The organism is Arthrobacter sp. 05L421 (assembly GCF_056397785.1).
Window position 1 is genome coordinate 1 of sequence record NZ_JBFTOC010000031.1, and the last position, 16768, is coordinate 16768.

General features: G+C 64.4%; 12 protein-coding genes and 1 pseudogene. 7 read left to right on the forward strand and 6 right to left on the reverse strand.

What is annotated here, in order from left to right:
* Nucleotides 1–430 precede the first annotated feature (430 nt).
* On the forward strand, nucleotides 431–1279 hold the full coding sequence (locus tag AC1DKQ_RS20910) for an oxygenase MpaB family protein (RefSeq protein WP_476883463.1): 849 nt from the start codon (nucleotides 431–433) through the stop codon (nucleotides 1277–1279).
* A 577-nt stretch (nucleotides 1280–1856) separates the two neighbouring features.
* Here the strand turns inward: AC1DKQ_RS20910 and AC1DKQ_RS20915 are convergent.
* Nucleotides 1857–2363: an SRPBCC domain-containing protein gene (locus tag AC1DKQ_RS20915; RefSeq protein ID WP_476920084.1), complete on the reverse strand. Its 507-nt coding sequence runs from the start codon at nucleotides 2361–2363 to the stop codon at nucleotides 1857–1859.
* Between the two features lie 302 nt (nucleotides 2364–2665).
* On the opposite strand from AC1DKQ_RS20915, the pseudogene AC1DKQ_RS20920 reads away from it, so the two are divergent.
* Nucleotides 2666–2917: pseudogene (locus AC1DKQ_RS20920) on the forward strand (EAL domain-containing protein); the annotation flags it as partial.
* A 532-nt stretch (nucleotides 2918–3449) separates the two neighbouring features.
* Here the strand turns inward: AC1DKQ_RS20920 and AC1DKQ_RS20925 are convergent.
* Complete coding sequence (locus tag AC1DKQ_RS20925; RefSeq protein WP_476920085.1) at nucleotides 3450–4934, reverse strand: HAMP domain-containing sensor histidine kinase; 1485 nt, start codon at nucleotides 4932–4934, stop codon at nucleotides 3450–3452.
* A gap of 89 nt (nucleotides 4935–5023) precedes the next feature.
* On the opposite strand from AC1DKQ_RS20925, the gene AC1DKQ_RS20930 reads away from it, so the two are divergent.
* The gene (locus AC1DKQ_RS20930; RefSeq protein ID WP_476920086.1) at nucleotides 5024–5287 is read left to right on the forward strand and encodes a hypothetical protein; all 264 of its coding nucleotides are present in this window, start codon (nucleotides 5024–5026) and stop codon (nucleotides 5285–5287) included.
* 590 nt (nucleotides 5288–5877) lie between these two features.
* Here AC1DKQ_RS20930 and AC1DKQ_RS20935 read toward each other — a convergent pair.
* The 3 genes from AC1DKQ_RS20935 to AC1DKQ_RS20945 form a co-directional block, all read right to left on the reverse strand.
* Entirely contained in the window at nucleotides 5878–6738 is an 861-nt protein-coding gene (locus AC1DKQ_RS20935) for an SDR family oxidoreductase (RefSeq protein WP_476920087.1), read from the reverse strand.
* Between the two features lie 258 nt (nucleotides 6739–6996).
* Nucleotides 6997–8244, reverse strand: a complete 1248-nt coding sequence (locus AC1DKQ_RS20940) for a macrolide family glycosyltransferase (RefSeq protein ID WP_476920088.1) — start codon at nucleotides 8242–8244, stop codon at nucleotides 6997–6999.
* Nucleotides 8245–8479: 235 nt separating this feature from the next.
* Nucleotides 8480–8977, reverse strand: a complete 498-nt coding sequence (locus AC1DKQ_RS20945) for a hypothetical protein (RefSeq protein ID WP_476920089.1) — start codon at nucleotides 8975–8977, stop codon at nucleotides 8480–8482.
* Between the two features lie 128 nt (nucleotides 8978–9105).
* Here AC1DKQ_RS20945 and AC1DKQ_RS20950 point away from each other — a divergent pair, with 128 nt between their 5' ends.
* The 3 genes from AC1DKQ_RS20950 (at nucleotide 9106) to AC1DKQ_RS20960 (ending at nucleotide 11764) form a co-directional block, all read left to right on the forward strand.
* Nucleotides 9106–9696: a TetR/AcrR family transcriptional regulator gene (locus AC1DKQ_RS20950; RefSeq protein ID WP_476883455.1), complete on the forward strand. Its 591-nt coding sequence runs from the start codon at nucleotides 9106–9108 to the stop codon at nucleotides 9694–9696.
* Between the two features lie 86 nt (nucleotides 9697–9782).
* The gene (locus AC1DKQ_RS20955) at nucleotides 9783–10481 is read left to right on the forward strand and encodes an ABC transporter ATP-binding protein (protein ID WP_476920090.1); all 699 of its coding nucleotides are present in this window, start codon (nucleotides 9783–9785) and stop codon (nucleotides 10479–10481) included.
* The gene (locus AC1DKQ_RS20960) at nucleotides 10478–11764 is read left to right on the forward strand and encodes an ABC transporter permease (RefSeq protein ID WP_476920091.1); all 1287 of its coding nucleotides are present in this window, start codon (nucleotides 10478–10480) and stop codon (nucleotides 11762–11764) included. The genes AC1DKQ_RS20955 and AC1DKQ_RS20960 overlap by 4 nt, the downstream gene beginning before the upstream one ends.
* 498 nt (nucleotides 11765–12262) lie before the next feature.
* Here the strand turns inward: AC1DKQ_RS20960 and AC1DKQ_RS20965 are convergent, their stop codons facing one another.
* Nucleotides 12263–12952, reverse strand: a complete 690-nt coding sequence (locus AC1DKQ_RS20965) for a nucleoside/nucleotide kinase family protein (RefSeq protein ID WP_476920092.1) — start codon at nucleotides 12950–12952, stop codon at nucleotides 12263–12265.
* Between the two features lie 492 nt (nucleotides 12953–13444).
* Here AC1DKQ_RS20965 and AC1DKQ_RS20970 point away from each other — a divergent pair, with 492 nt between their 5' ends.
* On the forward strand, nucleotides 13445–16711 hold the full coding sequence (locus AC1DKQ_RS20970; RefSeq protein WP_476920093.1) for an ATP-binding protein: 3267 nt from the start codon (nucleotides 13445–13447) through the stop codon (nucleotides 16709–16711).
* Nucleotides 16712–16768: the final 57 nt, after the last annotated feature.

Sequence of the window (16768 nt, forward strand, 5' to 3'; positions counted from 1 at the left end):
TGCAAAGCCAGTGACGATCCGCGCCGCGTCCGGGCCCTCTCCGCGTCTGCTCCGCTCGTGGTCCTCTCGGCCTGTTTCATCTTCATGATGACGGGCAGGAGCGGCGGCCGTCTGCCAGCGCGGTGCACTTGAAAAGTGCAGAGAAGCCATCGACGTTCATGAGTCCTTCCCCCGGGCCAAATCACGTCAAATAGACCTTGATGAATTTCGACTCCACGCTAAATTGACCAAGGCTCATCGTTGCTGTCTGGTTGTCCAGCGACGCGATCACTTTTTCGCCACGTGATGGCTCAGTGGAGATCTGGGACTTTGACCTGGCCATGGGCGCGGCCTCCGCACTCACCCCCGATGAGCGCGCCTACCTGCTCGCCGTGGAACATAAACTTGACCTGGAACGGACATCTTGAGGTTCTCGGCAGAAAGACTTTCCATGCTCACCCATCGCTCACGCCGAGAAGGCGCTGCCGCGCCGGCCACTGACAGCGCACAGCTCTATCGGGACATGGTGCTCTACACCTTTGCGACCGAAATTCGGGCTGGCTTCTTCATCGCCTACTACCGGAACTTCGCAATCCCCTCCATCGCCAGGACCCTGGCCTCCCGCGGTGAGACTGCAGCACGGCCGATGAAGCGCTCCTACGACACCGGCATCGTCATTCACGAACTCATCGTGAACGGCTTCGACAGCGACCGCGGCCAAAAGATGCTGGATCTGCTCCGCCGGGTCCATCAAAACGTACCCGGAAGCGGGGACGACTTCCTGTACCCCCTAATGACTTTGCTGGTTATCCCACTGCGCTGGATCGACGCCCACGGCTGGCGGGAACTGACGGACACGGAGCGGGACGCCGCCCTGGAGTTTTACACGGAGCTGGGCGCCCGGATGGGACTGGAGCCGGTACCCGCGACGTTCGCCGAAGCGGCGGCTTTCATGGATGACTACGAGTCCCGAAATCTTGCGGCCAGCCCGGAAGGCGCCGAACTGCTCAACGCTACTGCCGCGGCCCTGGCGGTCCGCCTGCCAGGACCGCTGAAGAGTAGAGTCACGGCGGTCATTGCCCTGCTCATGGACAAACCGGAAATCGTCCCGGCACTCGGCCTGAAACCCGCACCGGCCTGGCTCCGCCGCGTGTTCCGTGCGCTCCTGAAAATCCGCGCCATCATCACTCGCGCCCGCCCGATTTCCACCAGGCCTTCCTTCACCTCGGGGACATCCGGCAGTTCGGTGTACCCTGATGGCTACAAGCTGGAGGACCTGGGCCCGCGCTCCATGCCCTGACACAAGGCGGCCCACGCCGAACCGGACGTCACCCTGACGCCGGCCCCGAAGAACGTCCCCTCCAGGGGAGTTCTGACCACCGTCACTCTGCCGGACGGATCCATCGCCCAGCGGACCTCCAGGACGGAAACTACACCCACGCCGTCGTCCGCGGGCCCTGAAGAACCGAAACTGGTGATCGCCAACCGGGAAAAAGCAGATCGACGACGCGAAGAGAGAGACTCTCAAACGCGAACCAGAACGCGAGAATCTGAGCAGCGAGGAAAGATTCTCGATCATTGATTAGCTTCGCGAAGCAGTGAGCAGGGAGTCCGAATAGGACAGCGAGCACAACGCCTTCACAATCAAAGTGGTCACAATTGCCGCAACTGTCGGCGTCGTAAGATGCTCCGCCAGCGCCCCTCCTAAGACGGCAACGTCAGCGCGGCGGCTGAAACGAGCATGGCAACGACCAATCCCGCCGACAACCGGTGTCGAAACGTCAGACCGCCATTAGAGGTGCCGTCGCAGAGCATGGCTCGGAGTACTTTCAGGCGGCGTAAGGCTCTCTTGGACGGTGCCGCCGCTTCGGTGGTGCTTATGACCCCGTGGTTTGAAGGTGTCGGCCGAGGATTTCGGCACGTTTCCTGACGGCGTCAACGTAATCGATGAAAGCCTGCTGTGTGTCGGACACGAACTCCCAGAGCAGCAGCCCGCAAAGCGGGCCAGTGAACTCTTCCTTTACGCGCAGGTGCGTCATGCCGCCCAGGGGTTCAAGCGTGAAGGTACGCACCCCGGTAAGCAAGCCCAGGGGCAGTCCCCGGGTCCAGGTCATCACCTCGCTGGGCATCTGCTGGACGCGCAGCCGGAAAGTGCGGTTCCCTCCGGTGTGGGTGCGGATTCTGATGGTGCCCCCGTTGCGCAATTCGCCCCGGATGTGGGTGATGCCGGATTCCCAGACGGTGTAATTCCGTGCATCAGTGATGATGTCCCAGACAGTGGAGCTTCGGGCGTTGATCAGTGTCTCGGCCTCGACGGAGTACGTGGACTTACCCTGTCCCGGGCCAGAAGGGCGCCGTGTTGTGGGCACTTGATCTGTAGACATCAGACCGCAACCCAAGGCATTGGCCGCAGGATTGAACCACCGTCGCGACCATTCAGGCGACGCCCGGCCCCATGACCGATGGCCCCGGCAAGCGGCAGCGGAGGGTTCTGGACGCCGCAGCCCGCAGCGGTCGGCAGGTCGTGCCTCACCGGAACGACGTTCCTTATCGATTCTGCGGACAAGGGATTCTCCTTTTCAAAACGGAGTGATAGCCGGATATTAGCCCGGCTTCCTGTGCGTAACCAGAGTCCATATGACCGGTTCATGCTTCCCGGCCTCCGGCCGGAGATCAACTTCGGGGACTCATCGACGCCGGGCACGGCGTGGCACTGGACGACTACGGGATGGCGAACTCGTCCGTTGCCCTGCTGCGGCATTTGCCCCTCACGGCTGTCAAGATCGACAAGTTTTTCATCCGGGACATCGATACCGACCCGTTCGCCGAAAGCATTGTCGGCACCCTCGTCACGGCCCTGAACAGCCTCGGTCTGGTGAGCACGGCCGAAGGTGTTGAACGTCCCGGCCGGCTGGAGATCCAGCGCAGGCAGGGCTGACGAACAGCGCAGGGGTACCTCATCAGCCGTCCGGTGCCGGCCGCGAGCATCCCCCCGCACCGTCGCCGCCTGGGACTTCGAATCAGCAGACGCGTGCATCGGACCACGACGCGCTGACGCTGAAGAAGACCTTGCACACCAAGCACTGTCGGTCGTCGCCGCTGTCGCTCTCAGAAACGAAGGATTCCGAGGGGTCGCGAATCAATAATCCACAGCCGGCGTTCTGTCATTTTCCGAAGTGTCCGCACCTTCGCTATTAGAGATGCCAGAGGTACGTCTCCGGCGAATCCAGGAACGACCGCAGATTCGTGACCAGATCCAGATCGGGACCAGGCCCGGCCCCGCAGGCCTCAGGACCGGACTTCCAGAATCTGCGCTCCAGGAAAATCGCAACGACGCCGGAAATACTCGACAACAGGTGGGACCCCGCTCTCGAGGGCGGGGACACGTGGTGGATGTCTACATCGGCCCTCTGACGCAAGATTGACGTTGCCATCGGCCTCCAGACGCTGACCACGGTCCGGGGGACGGGCTACATGCTCAGTGTCGACCCGGAGCCGCCGGACGGCTCTCCCCGGGGCCGCCGGGACGTTGGAGCGCCGGGCCCCACCTCTTTGGGTCCGGGAAACACCATCGCGAAGCGGCAGTGGCCCAGCGGGCTCTCGGTGGCATGGATGGAGCCGTGGTGGGCTGACATGATTCCGGCAGCAATGGCCAACCCCAGCCCGCTTCCGCCACCTTCCCGCGACCCGCTGGCATCGAGCCGGACAAACCGCTCAAAGACCCGTTGCCGGTCCGCCTCGGGCACCGGGCCGCCGTCGTTGTCCACGGTAATGACTGCGCCGGCGCCGCCTTCACCTGGGTTCAGGCTGATGTGGATCCGAGAGACGGCGTGCCGGTCCGCGTTGTCCAGCACGTTCCGAAGAACCTGTCCCACCCGGCGCGCGTCTCCCCTGATCCGGACGGGCGTCAGGTCCGCCGTGATGACGTGAGCACTTGTCTTGCGGAGCCTGCGGGTTTCGCGGTCCACGACGTCGTCGAGGTCAACGTCCTCCTCGTTGAGCCGGAAACCTCCGTCATGGGCCTTGGCGAGGGCCAGAAGATCTTCAACGAGCAAGTGCAAACGAGAGGTTTCTTCGAACAAGATGTTCCTCCTTTCGTGCCAGGACTTCCCCGACGGGTCCGCGGCTGCGACCTCCACCCCGGCACGCAGGGTTGCCACGGGGCCGCGGAGTTCGTGGCTGGCGTCCGAAATGAACCGGCGCTGAGCACTGTCCGAGGACTGCAACCGTTCCAGCATGGTGTTCATCGTCAGCGCCAGGGACTGAATCTCGTCCTTGGTCTGCGGAACGTCGACTCTTTCGTTCAGCCGTTCCCCGTCGATGCTGGCGACCTGCCCACGAATCCTTTCGACCTGCTGCAGGGACCGGCCCACCAGCTGCCAAACCAAGACACCGACCACCAGCAGCAGCAGCGGCGCGGCGCCGAGCAGGTACCAGGAAACGGTAGCCACCGTCTCCGCCAGGACCTGTACCCGGGACGCAACGACCACGGTGTAAGGCCCGTCGTTCAGCCGGACAGCCGTCGCTACGATCAGAAACTCGCCGGGGTCGCGGAGGCCCTCTACTCCGGTGACATCCTCCGTCAGAATCTGGTCCGGGGCCGGTCGCAGGGTCGTCAGCGGCTTCTCACCCGCACCGGGCACCTGCGCGGCCACGACCGCCCCGACCGGGTTCAGGATTTGAACGATCTGTCCCGCGTGCACCGTGCCGGCAACGTACCCGCCTGCATCCCCGACATCCTGGTCCCGCAGGTGGACGATGACTTCCTGGGCCTCCTGCCGGGCGGCTGACTCAGTTGAGCCGATCAGCGACCCTTGGAGCGAGGCTATCAGCGCGACGCCGCCGATCAGCAGCGCCAGGGCAACGACACCGACGGCCGACGCCGTTGCGCGCTTGCGGACCCCCCACTGTCTTCGCCGGTAGGTTTTAGGACCCGCATTGGGCTCGGCGTTCATGGTTCAAGGATGGTCCAACAGTTGATCACCGCCAACGCGACCGCGTCCCGCTCTCAGCTCCCGTACAGAATCCAGTACAGCCACGACCGATGGCCGTCAGCCCACTGCACACCTGGGCGTTGGCCGGGCTCGCCCCGGCCAGTGACAACGTCCAGCTGGAGATCCTGCGCGAGGACCCTGGGATAGTCGTATGGGTTGCCTATGTTGGCCACCGCGACATCACCCACTCTTTCATCGGTGGCGGCGGTCCCGTCTACGGGCAAGGAAGCATTCCGACCGGTCCCCCGGTCGTTCCATGCGTCATGGGCCGGCAACAACGCACCGCGGATGCGTTACCGGCCCGTATTGTCTAGGCCCCGAAACGCGAGTGGTCCAGAGCCTGCCCTCGGTGAAAATCACGAAGCTGTCGCTCTGATTCAAGGTCGGACCCTGGAGGTGGGTACCGGCCGGGTTGCATAGCTACACATGATGCCGGCCGCACGCCGGTTGAGGGAAGCGTGCGGCCGGAGCCTGCGGGTCCGTGGCCGACTCGCGTCGGCTCTTCGCGCCCGGTTTCTAATGTCCCTCCTCGGGCTGAGAACAGGCTGAGAGTCTTTAATCCCGTAGACCGGTCCCCCACCGCGACACCATTCGCCCGCACCGGGTCTGCGAGAAAATCCGATACAGATACGGGAATCCTGGAATCGCGCATACCCGGCCCGCAAAACTGCCTCGCCAAGGTTGGACAATCGCGACAGTGACCACGGCGTGACCGGAAGGAACAGGAAGGGCGAGGACTGAGAGGAGCCGTGGCGGCTGTCCGAGCCGGCAGGGCACCGGTTGTCACCAAACCGGAGCCGTTCGCCCAGCCCTACCCGATGCTCGAGAGCATCATCAAGGACATGACGAGCCTTTCCCAGGGGTTCCGGCTTGGATTGGCGCGGTTGCTACTATTGACTGGTACTCAGCCGCCAAGGGCCGCGGCGACGGCAGCCTGCATGGTGGTCGTCGGACGCCCTATCAGCCGCCCCAAGTCGCCGGTTTCGACATAAAGGTCGCCCCTGGCTACGCCCAGATCACCGTCCGCAAAGACCTCCGCAACCTCCCGCGGAAATCCAAATGTCTGCAGCAAGCGAACGTATTCATCCTTGGGCATGTCTTGATACTCGACGTCCTTTCCGCTTGCCTCAGACAGGGCCCGCGCGAACTCCGTCATGGTGAAGGCCTCATCACCGCCGAGTTCGTACACGGCATTTGCGTGCCCGGCCCCTGTAAGTACTGACGCGGCGGCGTCGGCGTAGTCTGCATGGGTTGCGGCGCTGACCCGGCCGTCACCGGCCGCGCCAGGGACGACAGCACTGTCCACGTAAGAGGCAGCCATGTCGGTGTAGTTCGCGAGGTACCAGGAATTACGCAGGAACACGAAGGGCAGCCCGGAGTCCCGGATATAGGCTTCGGTAGCCTTGTGGTCCGGCGCCACCAACAGGGGGCTGGTGTCGGCTTTCGGCGCACTCGTGTACGCAATCAGATGGACTCCCGCCCGGACCGCAGCATCAACAACGTTCCGGTGCTGCTGCAGCCGGGCACCAACCTCGTTGCCGGAGACGAGAAGTACCTTGTCGACGCCCACCAAGGCTGCGTCAAGAGCCATCGGATCTCCATAATCAGCCCTGCGGGCCACGACCCCCAAGGCGGAGAGCCCGGCGAGCTTTTCGCTGTTGCGTCCAATGGCGACGATCTGGTCGGCGGGAACTCCCCGGCGGAGTAGTGCGTCGATCGCATTACGGCCGTAGCGCCCTGTGGCGCCTGTTATTGCAATGGACATGAATGCCTCTCATAACAAACAGGCTCAGTCTGTTACTTGAACTAATTACCTAAATGTAAGTGTGTAGGTCTCTTTTGTGAACTTACCTGCACCTCCGAGGGCCCAGGGATTAGTTGGTGCGGGTGATCAAAAATTCCGCGACCTCACCGGCAAAGAAGATGTCAGCGGACCGTGGCGGCACTGCTCGGAAACACCTGCCCCCACGCCGCCCGAAGCCTTAACGACTCCGTTCTGCCGCCCGGCAGATTCTTCATATACCTATGTCACGTGTTCCACGGCCGACAGATAGGCTTCGATGGCGTCTGCGGCTGCAGTCGATCCCCCGGCCCCGCGGACGCGTTCGCTCATGGTTTCCAGGTTGCGCCGTATATGTTGGTCGTCACTGACTTCAGCAACGACCGTGCGGATCAGGCCCGGTGAGAGCGATTCCGCGACGAGTCGGCGTCCCAGTCCCAGGTCCTCAACGCGGCGTGCATTGGCTTCCTGTTCCGGCTGCAGGGGAAAGGCCACCAAAGGCACCCCGAAGTAGAGTGCCTCCATGGTGGAATTCATCCCCGTGTGCGAGAGGAACACGTCGGCATGGCTCAGGACATCCAGCTGCGGAAAGAACGCGCGGACTTCGACGTTGTCCGGTATTTCCCCCAGCTCGGAGACATTGATCCGGTCGCCAACGGCCATGGCCACCTGCCACTGCGTGGCGGCAAATGCCTCCAGACACATCCGGAAAAAATCCGGGCGGTCATTCAACGGTGTGGTGCCCAGCGAAATGAATACCAGTGGCCTGTCCTTCGTGCGAGGCTCCCAGGCCTCCTCGAGGGCTCTTTGACCCAGGCTAGGTCCCACAAACTCGAATCTGGCGTCAAAGGTCTCCCCTGCGGGCTGAAATTCCCGTGGGATGAAGCAGATGTTCAACGAAGCGGGCGGCCCTTCCAAGAAGTTGAATTGGGCCAAGCCCTGCTCGGCGGCGAAGTCATCGATCTGCCGGCGGACCTGTTTCCACGCCGCGAGCATTTCCGCCGGCGCACCGGCGGGCATCAGCTCCCGCATCGAGAAATGTTCGTTGGAGGCATAGCTCGGCAGCAGCGCAACGTCGGGCAGGGCAAGCTTCACCGCGGCCATCTTCCCTGCCAGGGTCATGGCGTCGTAACACACCACGTCCGGGAGGTCCATGGCCAGCCGGGCCAGCAGGGCCGGGAATTCCTCCCTCGCCCCCTCGAGCAGCCGCGCCAGCAGGACTGACATCATCCCGGAGCCTGATCCGGCCCGCATTCCCTTCCCTGGACGTGCCGCGTGGCCGTCCTCAGCTGACGGACCGATCCGCGGAAACTGCGCGGCCAGGTCCTCCCCGCACTTAAAGAAGTTGGCGCCGGCGGACTCGACAGCCTCCGCGTACGTCGCCGAGGTTGCATATGTGACACGGTGGCCCCGCCGGACAAGCTCGGCCACGACCGGCAGCGTCGGATTCACGTGGCCTGCGGCCGGCAGGCAAATAAAAGCAATATGCATGGACGATGCTCCTCCGCGGCCAACCACGTCCACCGGCGAGGTCATCCGCACCGGATTCCGGGTCTTCGATCATCGTACGTAGGTGCCTCCCGGATGGCCATGAAGCCCTGGCGGAGACGGCCGAGGTACAGGCTCGACGGAAAGTGCAGGGCAGGAGCACCGTCCCAAAGATCGCGGCGCCCGTGCCCGCCGGTGTACCCAGCCATGGCCGCGGAAGGGGGCGGTGCCTTCCTTTTCACCGGGGCGTCGCCTGCCGGGGGTGAGGTTTGACGGCGAGTTCTTCGGCGACTGCTTCGGCATTCTGGGCGGGTGTGGGGCCGTATCCGCGTAGCGGGACCTGTTTGATGAACCAGGCCAGGACGAAGCCGGCCGCGGCGATGATCGACGCCCAGAGGTACGCGTTCCGGATGCCGTCGGTGACGGCATATTTGAAGAGGTCCTGGATCTCGGCCGGCAACGAGTGCAGCGCGGCGGGGGTGATCTGGCCGCTCCGGTGCGGTCCACCGGCGCCAGGGCTACCCATCGTGTCGGCCAGGCGGCTGGCATAGATCGAGCCGAGCACCGAGATCCCCAGCGATCCGCCCATGTTCCGGGCAAATGTGCTGGTGCCCGTGGCGGCCCCGATGTCCTTGATGTGGACGCTGTTCAGCATCGCGATGATCAGCCCGCTCATGGCGGTGACGATCTGTCGGGGCGAAAGTCGGGGCCGCCCGAGCTGGGTCTCAACGTCCATGCCGCATGTCCTCCGGAGGTTGTTTTGCGGCGTACTTACCGCACGGTTAGTATGGCACTTACCGGCCGGTCAGTTATCAACCCGGTCCGGATGGCAGTATTCCTAGACGTAAGGCAGTGGTCGGACAGATGAGTGAACCAGCAGTGGGTGCGCCGGAAGGTGCGGGCGGGACACGGGAGAAGATCCAGTCCGTGGCGCTGCGTCTGTTCGCCGACCAAGGGTATGAGTCGACGTCGATGCGGCAGATCTCTGAGCAGCTGGGGATCACCAAGGCGGCCCTGTATTACCACTTCACCAGCAAGGAAGCTATTGTCCGGGCGCTGATCGAGACCATGCTGGCCGAGGTCACCACCTTGGTGGAATGGGCGCGGGCCCAGGATGCTGGCCCGGATCTGCGCCGTGAGGTGCTCGCCCGCTGGACCGCCATCATGCACAACCAGGGACTGCGGATGTTCCGCTTCCTTGGCGCCAACTACCGCCTGGTCCGCGACATCCGGGGAGAACCCGGACAGCCTGGCGGGATGGCCGCCGTCGTCAGTGAACTGTTCTCCATTCTGACCCCGCCGGACGCCAGCGTCGAAGACCAGCTCCGGGTACGTTTTTCGTTGCTCATCATTAACATGACGGGCATGGCGGCCCGAGATCTCGATGCCGGCGAAGAGGACATCCTCGACGCCGCTGCGCGGATCTCCACCGGGCTGCTGCCGCCCGGATTCTGACAACACCCTCCGGGGCACTCGCCAACCCGACTTCGCCCTGCCCGCGTCCGTGACCTCTTAATATTCCGACTCCTGATTGGAACCCCATGTCTGTGCCAATCCTGTCCGCCCATGACCTGACCAAGACCTACGGTCGAGGCCCTGACCGCTTCGATGCCCTCAAAGGCGTCACCATGGAGATCGCCCGCGGCGATTCCGTGGCGATAGTAGGCAAGAGCGGCTCGGGTAAATCGACCCTGATGCACCTTCTCGCGCTACTGGATACTCCCGGCGGCGGCGAGATCCACGTCGACGGGACCGACGCGAAAACCCTGAACGGGCGCAAGCTTAATGCACTGCGGAATTCGATGTTCGGCTTCGTGTTCCAACAGTTCTTCCTCAACTCCGCCGCCAGCGTGCTGGAGAACGTGGTGCTGCCGCTGAAGATCGCCGGTGTCGGCGCCCGCGAACGGCGGGCCCGCGGAATGGCCGTCCTGGAACAGCTCGAACTGGCCGACAAGGCCCGCAACAAGGCCGGCAACCTCTCTGGCGGCCAGAAACAACGCGTCGTGATCGCCCGGGCCCTGGTCAACAACCCTCAGGTCCTCTTTGCCGACGAACCCACCGGAAACCTGGACACCGCCACCGGGCGCATCGTCGAGGACATCCTGTTCGACCTCAACACCAACCACGGCATCACCCTGATCACGGTCACCCACGACCACGACCTGGCCGCCCGCTTCAACCGCCGCCTCTACATTCGCGACGGCCTGCTGATCACTACCGACGAGGAGCACGCGGCATGAAACCGCTCGAAATCCTGAAGACCGCCATGACGAACAGCTTCCGGAGCAAACTGCGCACGTCGCTGACCATCCTTGCCATCTTCGTCGGCGCCTTCACGCTGACCATCACGAACGGCCTGGGCACCGGCATCTCGAACTACATAGACAGTCAGATCGCCGCCGTCGGCTCCAGTAACTCCTTCACTGTCAGCAAGGCCGACACCAGCGGCAATCCCGGCACCGGGCCGAAAAAATACGATGCCAGCGTCCGGACCCTCGCGGCGGGGGGCCGGCCCGGCTCCACCCAGGTGGCCCTGGGCCAGTCCGACCTGACCACGATCGGCGCCATCCCGGGCATCACCGGCGTCAGCCCGGTCACCCGGCTGAACCCGGACTACATCCAATGGAACGGCCACGACAAGTACCAGCTTTCCGTCAGCCCCCTCGCCGGGGCACAGCCCCAACTCGCCGCAGGCACAGCCCTTGACGACTCGGGCACCGAACCGCAACTCATCCTCCCTGCCAGCTACGTAGCACCGCTGGGCTTCGCGGACAACAACCAGGCCCTCGGCCAGGACGCCACAATCGGCATCACCGACGCGAACGGAACCATGCACCCGGTCACTGCCCGCATCACCGGTGTTGAACAGAGCGCCCTGCTTGGCGGCGGCGGTGCCTTCATCAACAAATCCCTCACAACCACGCTCGCAGACGCTCAGAGCACCGGCGCCCCCGCGGCCACAAAAACTGCATGGGCGAACGTGACGGCCACCTTCGCCCCGTCCTCGGCTGCACAGGTCAGCGACATGAAGGCCAGGCTCGCTGCCGCCGGTTACACCGCCCAGACCCTCGATGACCGGATCGGCACCGTAAAGACCGTCATCAATGGGATCATCGGCGTCCTGGATGCGTTCGCCATCATCGCCTTGGTCGCCGCGGGCTTCGGGATCGTGAATACCCTGCTGATGTCCGTGCAGGAACGCACCCGGGAAATCGGGCTCATGAAAGCCATGGGCATGGGCAGCGGATCCGTCTTCGCGCTGTTCAGCACCGAGGCCGCGTTCATCGGATTCCTGGGAAGCGCCATCGGTTCGGCCGCCGCCATCGGACTTGGCACCGCGGTCAGCGGCGCCCTCGCCCGAGGACCCCTCAGCGATCTGGCCGGACTCCACATCCTCGCTTTCGCCCCCGGCCCCGTCGCGGGAGTAATCCTCCTGGTGATGGCCATCGCGTTCATCGCCGGAACTCTCCCTGCCTGGCGGGCCGCGCGGCAAAACCCGATCGACTCCCTACGCTACGAATAGCCCGCGCCGCTGACCGACGTTCGCGACCGGAATCAACTGCAGTTCCTGGCCGCCCTGGCAGGTAGCAGGCATCCTTTTGCCGCATACGCACGGGGCCTACACTCTTTTCACTGATCATGAATGCATTCGAGTGTAGGCCCGCTCCGTTGCCCCGCCTCAGGGGTGGAAATCCTGACAGGTCAGGGGCGCCCGAATCGACCGGAAGAGGCGCCGGCCGGTTGGCGGGCGGTCGGCGCAAGTCCGTCTAGAGGGCTCTAGCGCCTCTAGACCAGCTGGTACCTGATCACCGAGGCACGCACCGCAACCCCACACTATTGTTCAGGGCGCTCAGGGACCGGCACGGCACACCAGCTCCTCGAGCAACGCTTTGGCCTTGACCGAAACCGGGGCGACCGATTACGTCCTGGTCAGCCCGTCGAAGCTCATCTAACCGCCCCTGGCGAAGTAGGCGCCGTCCCGACCAGGCACTATGAAGCTGGCGGCTCGGTTTCCAGCCGCTTACTCGCGGCCGGGCGCCGAGACGGTCTCCGGTGTGTGCTCGATCACCAGTGTGCTCCGCTGGCTTCCTGCTGCTACCAGGCGGGCATTGCGTTCGTCATTGCCGGTTGCACGCCATTCGGCGATGGCGGCGTCGTTGTCGAACTTCAGGTGCCGGGCGGTGAGCCGGCGCAGGCGTTCGCCCTGTTCGAGTTCCACGAACCAGGTTTCATCCAGGAGGGATGCGACCTCGTTCCACGGGGCCTCTTCAAGAAGCAGATAGTTTCCCTCGGTGATAATCAGGCGTGTTTCCGGCGGGACGGCGATGGCCCCGGCGATCGCGTCGTTGACGTCGCGGCGGAAGACCGGTGCGAAGATCTCCCGCGAGGCTTCTGAGCGCAGCCGGCGGAGCAACGCGACGTACCCGGCACCGTCGAAGGTGTCCGGAGCGCCCTTGCGATGTTCCAGCCCGCGGGACTCGAGCAGCGACTGCGCCAGGTGATACCCGTCCATGGGGACCAGGGCGACCTGCCGGGGATGGCCGGTGAGCAGGTGCTTCAGCAGCCATTCGGCGATCGTTGATTTTCCGGCACCGGGCGCCCCTGCTATTCCGAGCAGGCACCGTCCGCGCCGCTGGAGCAGCGCTTCGGCCCGGGCGAGGAGCTGCTGCTGGCCCGATTCGTCCCAGCGCAGGTACGGAGGAGTGTTCATCGCCTCATCTTTCCGGCTCTGCCTGGACCAGGGCAGGAGGGCCACCGGTGTTCTACGGCATCACGTTACATCGGTGTGGACAATGTCCACCCAACCTTGGCCAGACAAACGCCCGCCCACCTCTCCCCGACCAAGAACGAGATGCGGGAAGACGCCTGTGCGCGACGTGCGCTATCAGCAAGCCCGGGGGCCACTTCGAGGTTCACGGCGACAAACTTCCCTTGCGGACTGAGTCTCAGATCGGCAGGCCGGACCGCCCGCCCAATCTCGCTGCAGCTGCATGGCCGCCCCGATAGCTGACATCCCCTCAGGAGCGGGTTCTCAGGAAGCTCGTGGCGCCGGGGCGTTCACGGAAGGTCACCACGTGGCCGTGTCGTCATGGAAGTGGTTTGCTTGCTAGTGATGGCCGCTCACAGAGTGCGCCAAGGCAGCGAGCGTGTGTGAAATTTCGTTGTTCGACAACGCCGGTTGGCGAGCGGATACTGAAGAACCATGAAGCCTACCCGAAGCGGGTTGCGCATCCAGCTTCTCGGCTCGTTCATCGTGTACGTCAACGGGAACGCCGTCGAGAACAGCCGCTGGCGGCTGCAGAAGGCAAAGGCCGTGGTGGCGATGCTGGCGTTGGCGCGTGGTCAGCGTGGCCGTCGCGAGCAGGTACTGGACCGCCTGTGGCCTGACATGGAGCCGGTGACCGCCGCACGGAATCTGCATCAGACCCTGTACGTCGCTCGCCGTGCGCTCGCTGGCGCTGGAGCCGGCAGCGACGGGCTGCTCGCCATCCGCGGTGAAGTGGTCGTGCTGGATGACATGGGCCCGGTCGACGTCGATGTTCTGCAGTTTGAGCGTTCGGCCGTGGCAGCGTTGGCTGCAGGTGTCGAGGCAAGCCTGCGCGATGCGGCCGACATGTACAGTGGTGATCTTCTGCCGGAGCTGCCGGATGCGGATTGGCTGACGACACGCCGCGATGAGCTCCGGGAAATCCATCGCGAGGTACTGGTGAAACTGGCGTCCACGGTGGCGCAGCGCGCACCGGAGGAAGCGCTGGTCATCCTCACCCATGCGCTCGAATCCGATCCCGTCCACGAGGGAGCCGTGCGCGCGCAGATGGAGGTGCTGGCTGGAATGGGCCGGCGGTCGGAGGCATTGGCACGATATGAGCGGCTGGTCGACGAACTCCTGGACGCGTTCGGGACCGACCCGGACACCCGGACGATGGGGCTGTTTCGCGAGTTGTTGACCGGCTCGCCGCCCGAGGAGCGCCTCCACCAGCCCGCCGGCGTGACCGGCAAAGACGATGCCATCGGTTATCTGCCATCCCCGTTGACAAGCTTCATCGGGCGCGAGCGTGAGCTCGCTGACGTCAAGCGGCTGATGGGCCATTCTCGCCTGCTCACCCTCACCGGGGCTGGCGGCAGCGGCAAGACACGACTGGCATTGGAGGCTGCGAAGACAGTTCGTCCCGAGTACGTGGACGGAGTCTGGTTCGTCGACCTCGCGTCCGTTGGGGAGTCGCTGCTGGTGGCCGATGCCGTAGCCGAGGTCCTCGGGTTGGATTCCGGCGCGGCACCAAGCCGCGTGCAAGCGCTGGTCGACCAACTGCGGCGACGCTCGCTGCTCCTCGTGCTGGACAACTGCGAACACCTGCTCGCGGCCTGTGCGCAACTCGTCGTCGCGCTACTTGACGGATCCCCTGGGGTTAAGGTGCTGGCTACCAGCCGGGAGCCACTCCATGTCGACGGGGAGTACACCTACCGGGTGCCGTCATTGCCCCTTCCCCCGCCCCTGCGGACCGACGCTCTCGACCTGGCCGTGCTGGGCCGTCTGCCCTCTGTCCGGCTATTCATTGAGCGGGCAGCGCAGGTCCGGCCGGGTTTCGCGCTCGACGCCGACAACGCGCGGGGGGTGACAGAGTTGTGCCGACGGCTCGACGGGATGCCGCTGGCCCTGGAATTGGCCGCGGCCAGAACGGCCGTACTCGAACCCGCCGAGATCGTCCAGAGATTGGGCGATGCTTTGTCCATGCTCGGCGGGGGAACCAGCGGCGTCACGCGGCACCAGACGCTGCGTGGCACCTTGGAATGGAGCCACGAACTGCTCACCAAACAGGAGCAGGTTCTGCTGCGCCGGCTGTCTGTGTTCGCGGGTGGTTTCACCCTCGACGCTGTGGTAGCAGTCTGCGCCGACGCGGCCCTCCAGCAGATCGAACTGCTTGACCTGTTGGCCAAGCTGGTGGACAAGTCTTTGGTGATCACCGAAAGGAGGGGCGCCGGGACCCGATACCGGCAATTGGAGACAGTCCGCCAGTTTGGCCAAGAGAATCTCGATCATGCAGGTGAGGCGGCTCAACTGGCGGCCGCGCATTGCGCCTATTTCCTTGCCGTCGCCGAATCCCACAATCCGGAACGGGCCACGGGGGTGGTCATCGAACAGCCGAAGTTACTCGACCGCGAGCACGACAACCTGCGCGCTGCGCTGCGCTGGTCGTGCGCCCGCGAGCCCGAGACCGCGCTCCGGCTCGCCGCCAGCTTGTGGCGGTTCTGGTTCGTCCGCGGTCATGCGGTCGAGGGAGCACGTTGGGTCGAGCGTGCTTTGGCGGTGGCTCCCGACTCGACCCGGCCTCGCGCGGCCGCTCTGATCGGCCTGACCGGGCTGGACAGCCGGCAGGGCCGGGGCGATCGACATCGGGCGTTCGGCGCGGAGGCCCTGGCAATTATGCGGGAGATCGGCAACCCCGACGAGGTGGCGATGGCCCGGCTCATTGAGACCTCGCTCGCCTGGAGCACTTTCGACTTGGACGAGGCCGAACAGCTGGCAGCCGACGTTCACACAGAGGCAGTCGAGGGTGGCAGACCCGAACATTGCGCTGCCAGCAGTTGGCTGCTCGGCCAGTGCGCGTTGTCCCGGGAGGACGGACCACTCGCCACCCGTCACCTAAACACCTGCCTGAGCGAACTCGCACAGTCTGAGACCAGCGCTCCACCCTTCCTGCCGGTGATCACGCCCAGCCTGCAACTGGTCCCGATCGCCGGACGGTTGGTCCCCTGCGTCGAGGAGACCCTGCTGTTGGGCCGGCGGGTTGGCGTCATCCAGGCCAAAGGCTACGTGCTGTCCGCGATCGGCTACGCGGCCAGGCTTTCGAGAGACACGCAGTCTGCGCTATCCGTCATCACGGACGCAGCCGAACATTTCGCCGAGTTAGGAGATGACCTGGCTAGGGCGCAAACACTTCACCAACTTGGCTGCATTCTGCGCGACTGTGGCGACCACAGCGCGGCCGATGAGGCCCTGTCCTTGGCGCGGGAGCTTCGACTCGGCCTGGGCGACCGACGCGGCGAGCTGCTGACGGAGATTAATATCGCCCTGCTCCGCGCCATGGGCGGTGAAATCGACCGCGGCCTGACAGACGCTCGGCGTTGTCTTTCAGGGTTCGAGTCCGCGGGAGATCAGGTGGGGAAGGGCGCCACGCTGACCATTCTCGGTGCCGCCGAACTGATCTCCGGGGAGGTCCGGGCAGCGAGAGAAATGTACAGGCAGGCAGCGGAAAAGGTCGCCCCATGGCGGCGACACGCTGGCTGGCAACGGTTGATGGTGGCAGAGCTATCCAACGAGCTCGGCGACCCGCATCGGGCGGCCCGCGAAATTGACAGGGCTGGGGCGATTTTCGACCGAACGAGATGCCTCATCGCCGGTCGGCGGCTGGCCGCACTGCGTAGGCGGGACTCCGATGACGATGTTGAGACGACGTTGAGTGCTCGTTGAGGACGGTTCCCTAGCGTTATTCCTGGATCTGACAAATGGATCTGACAAGCAAACAGC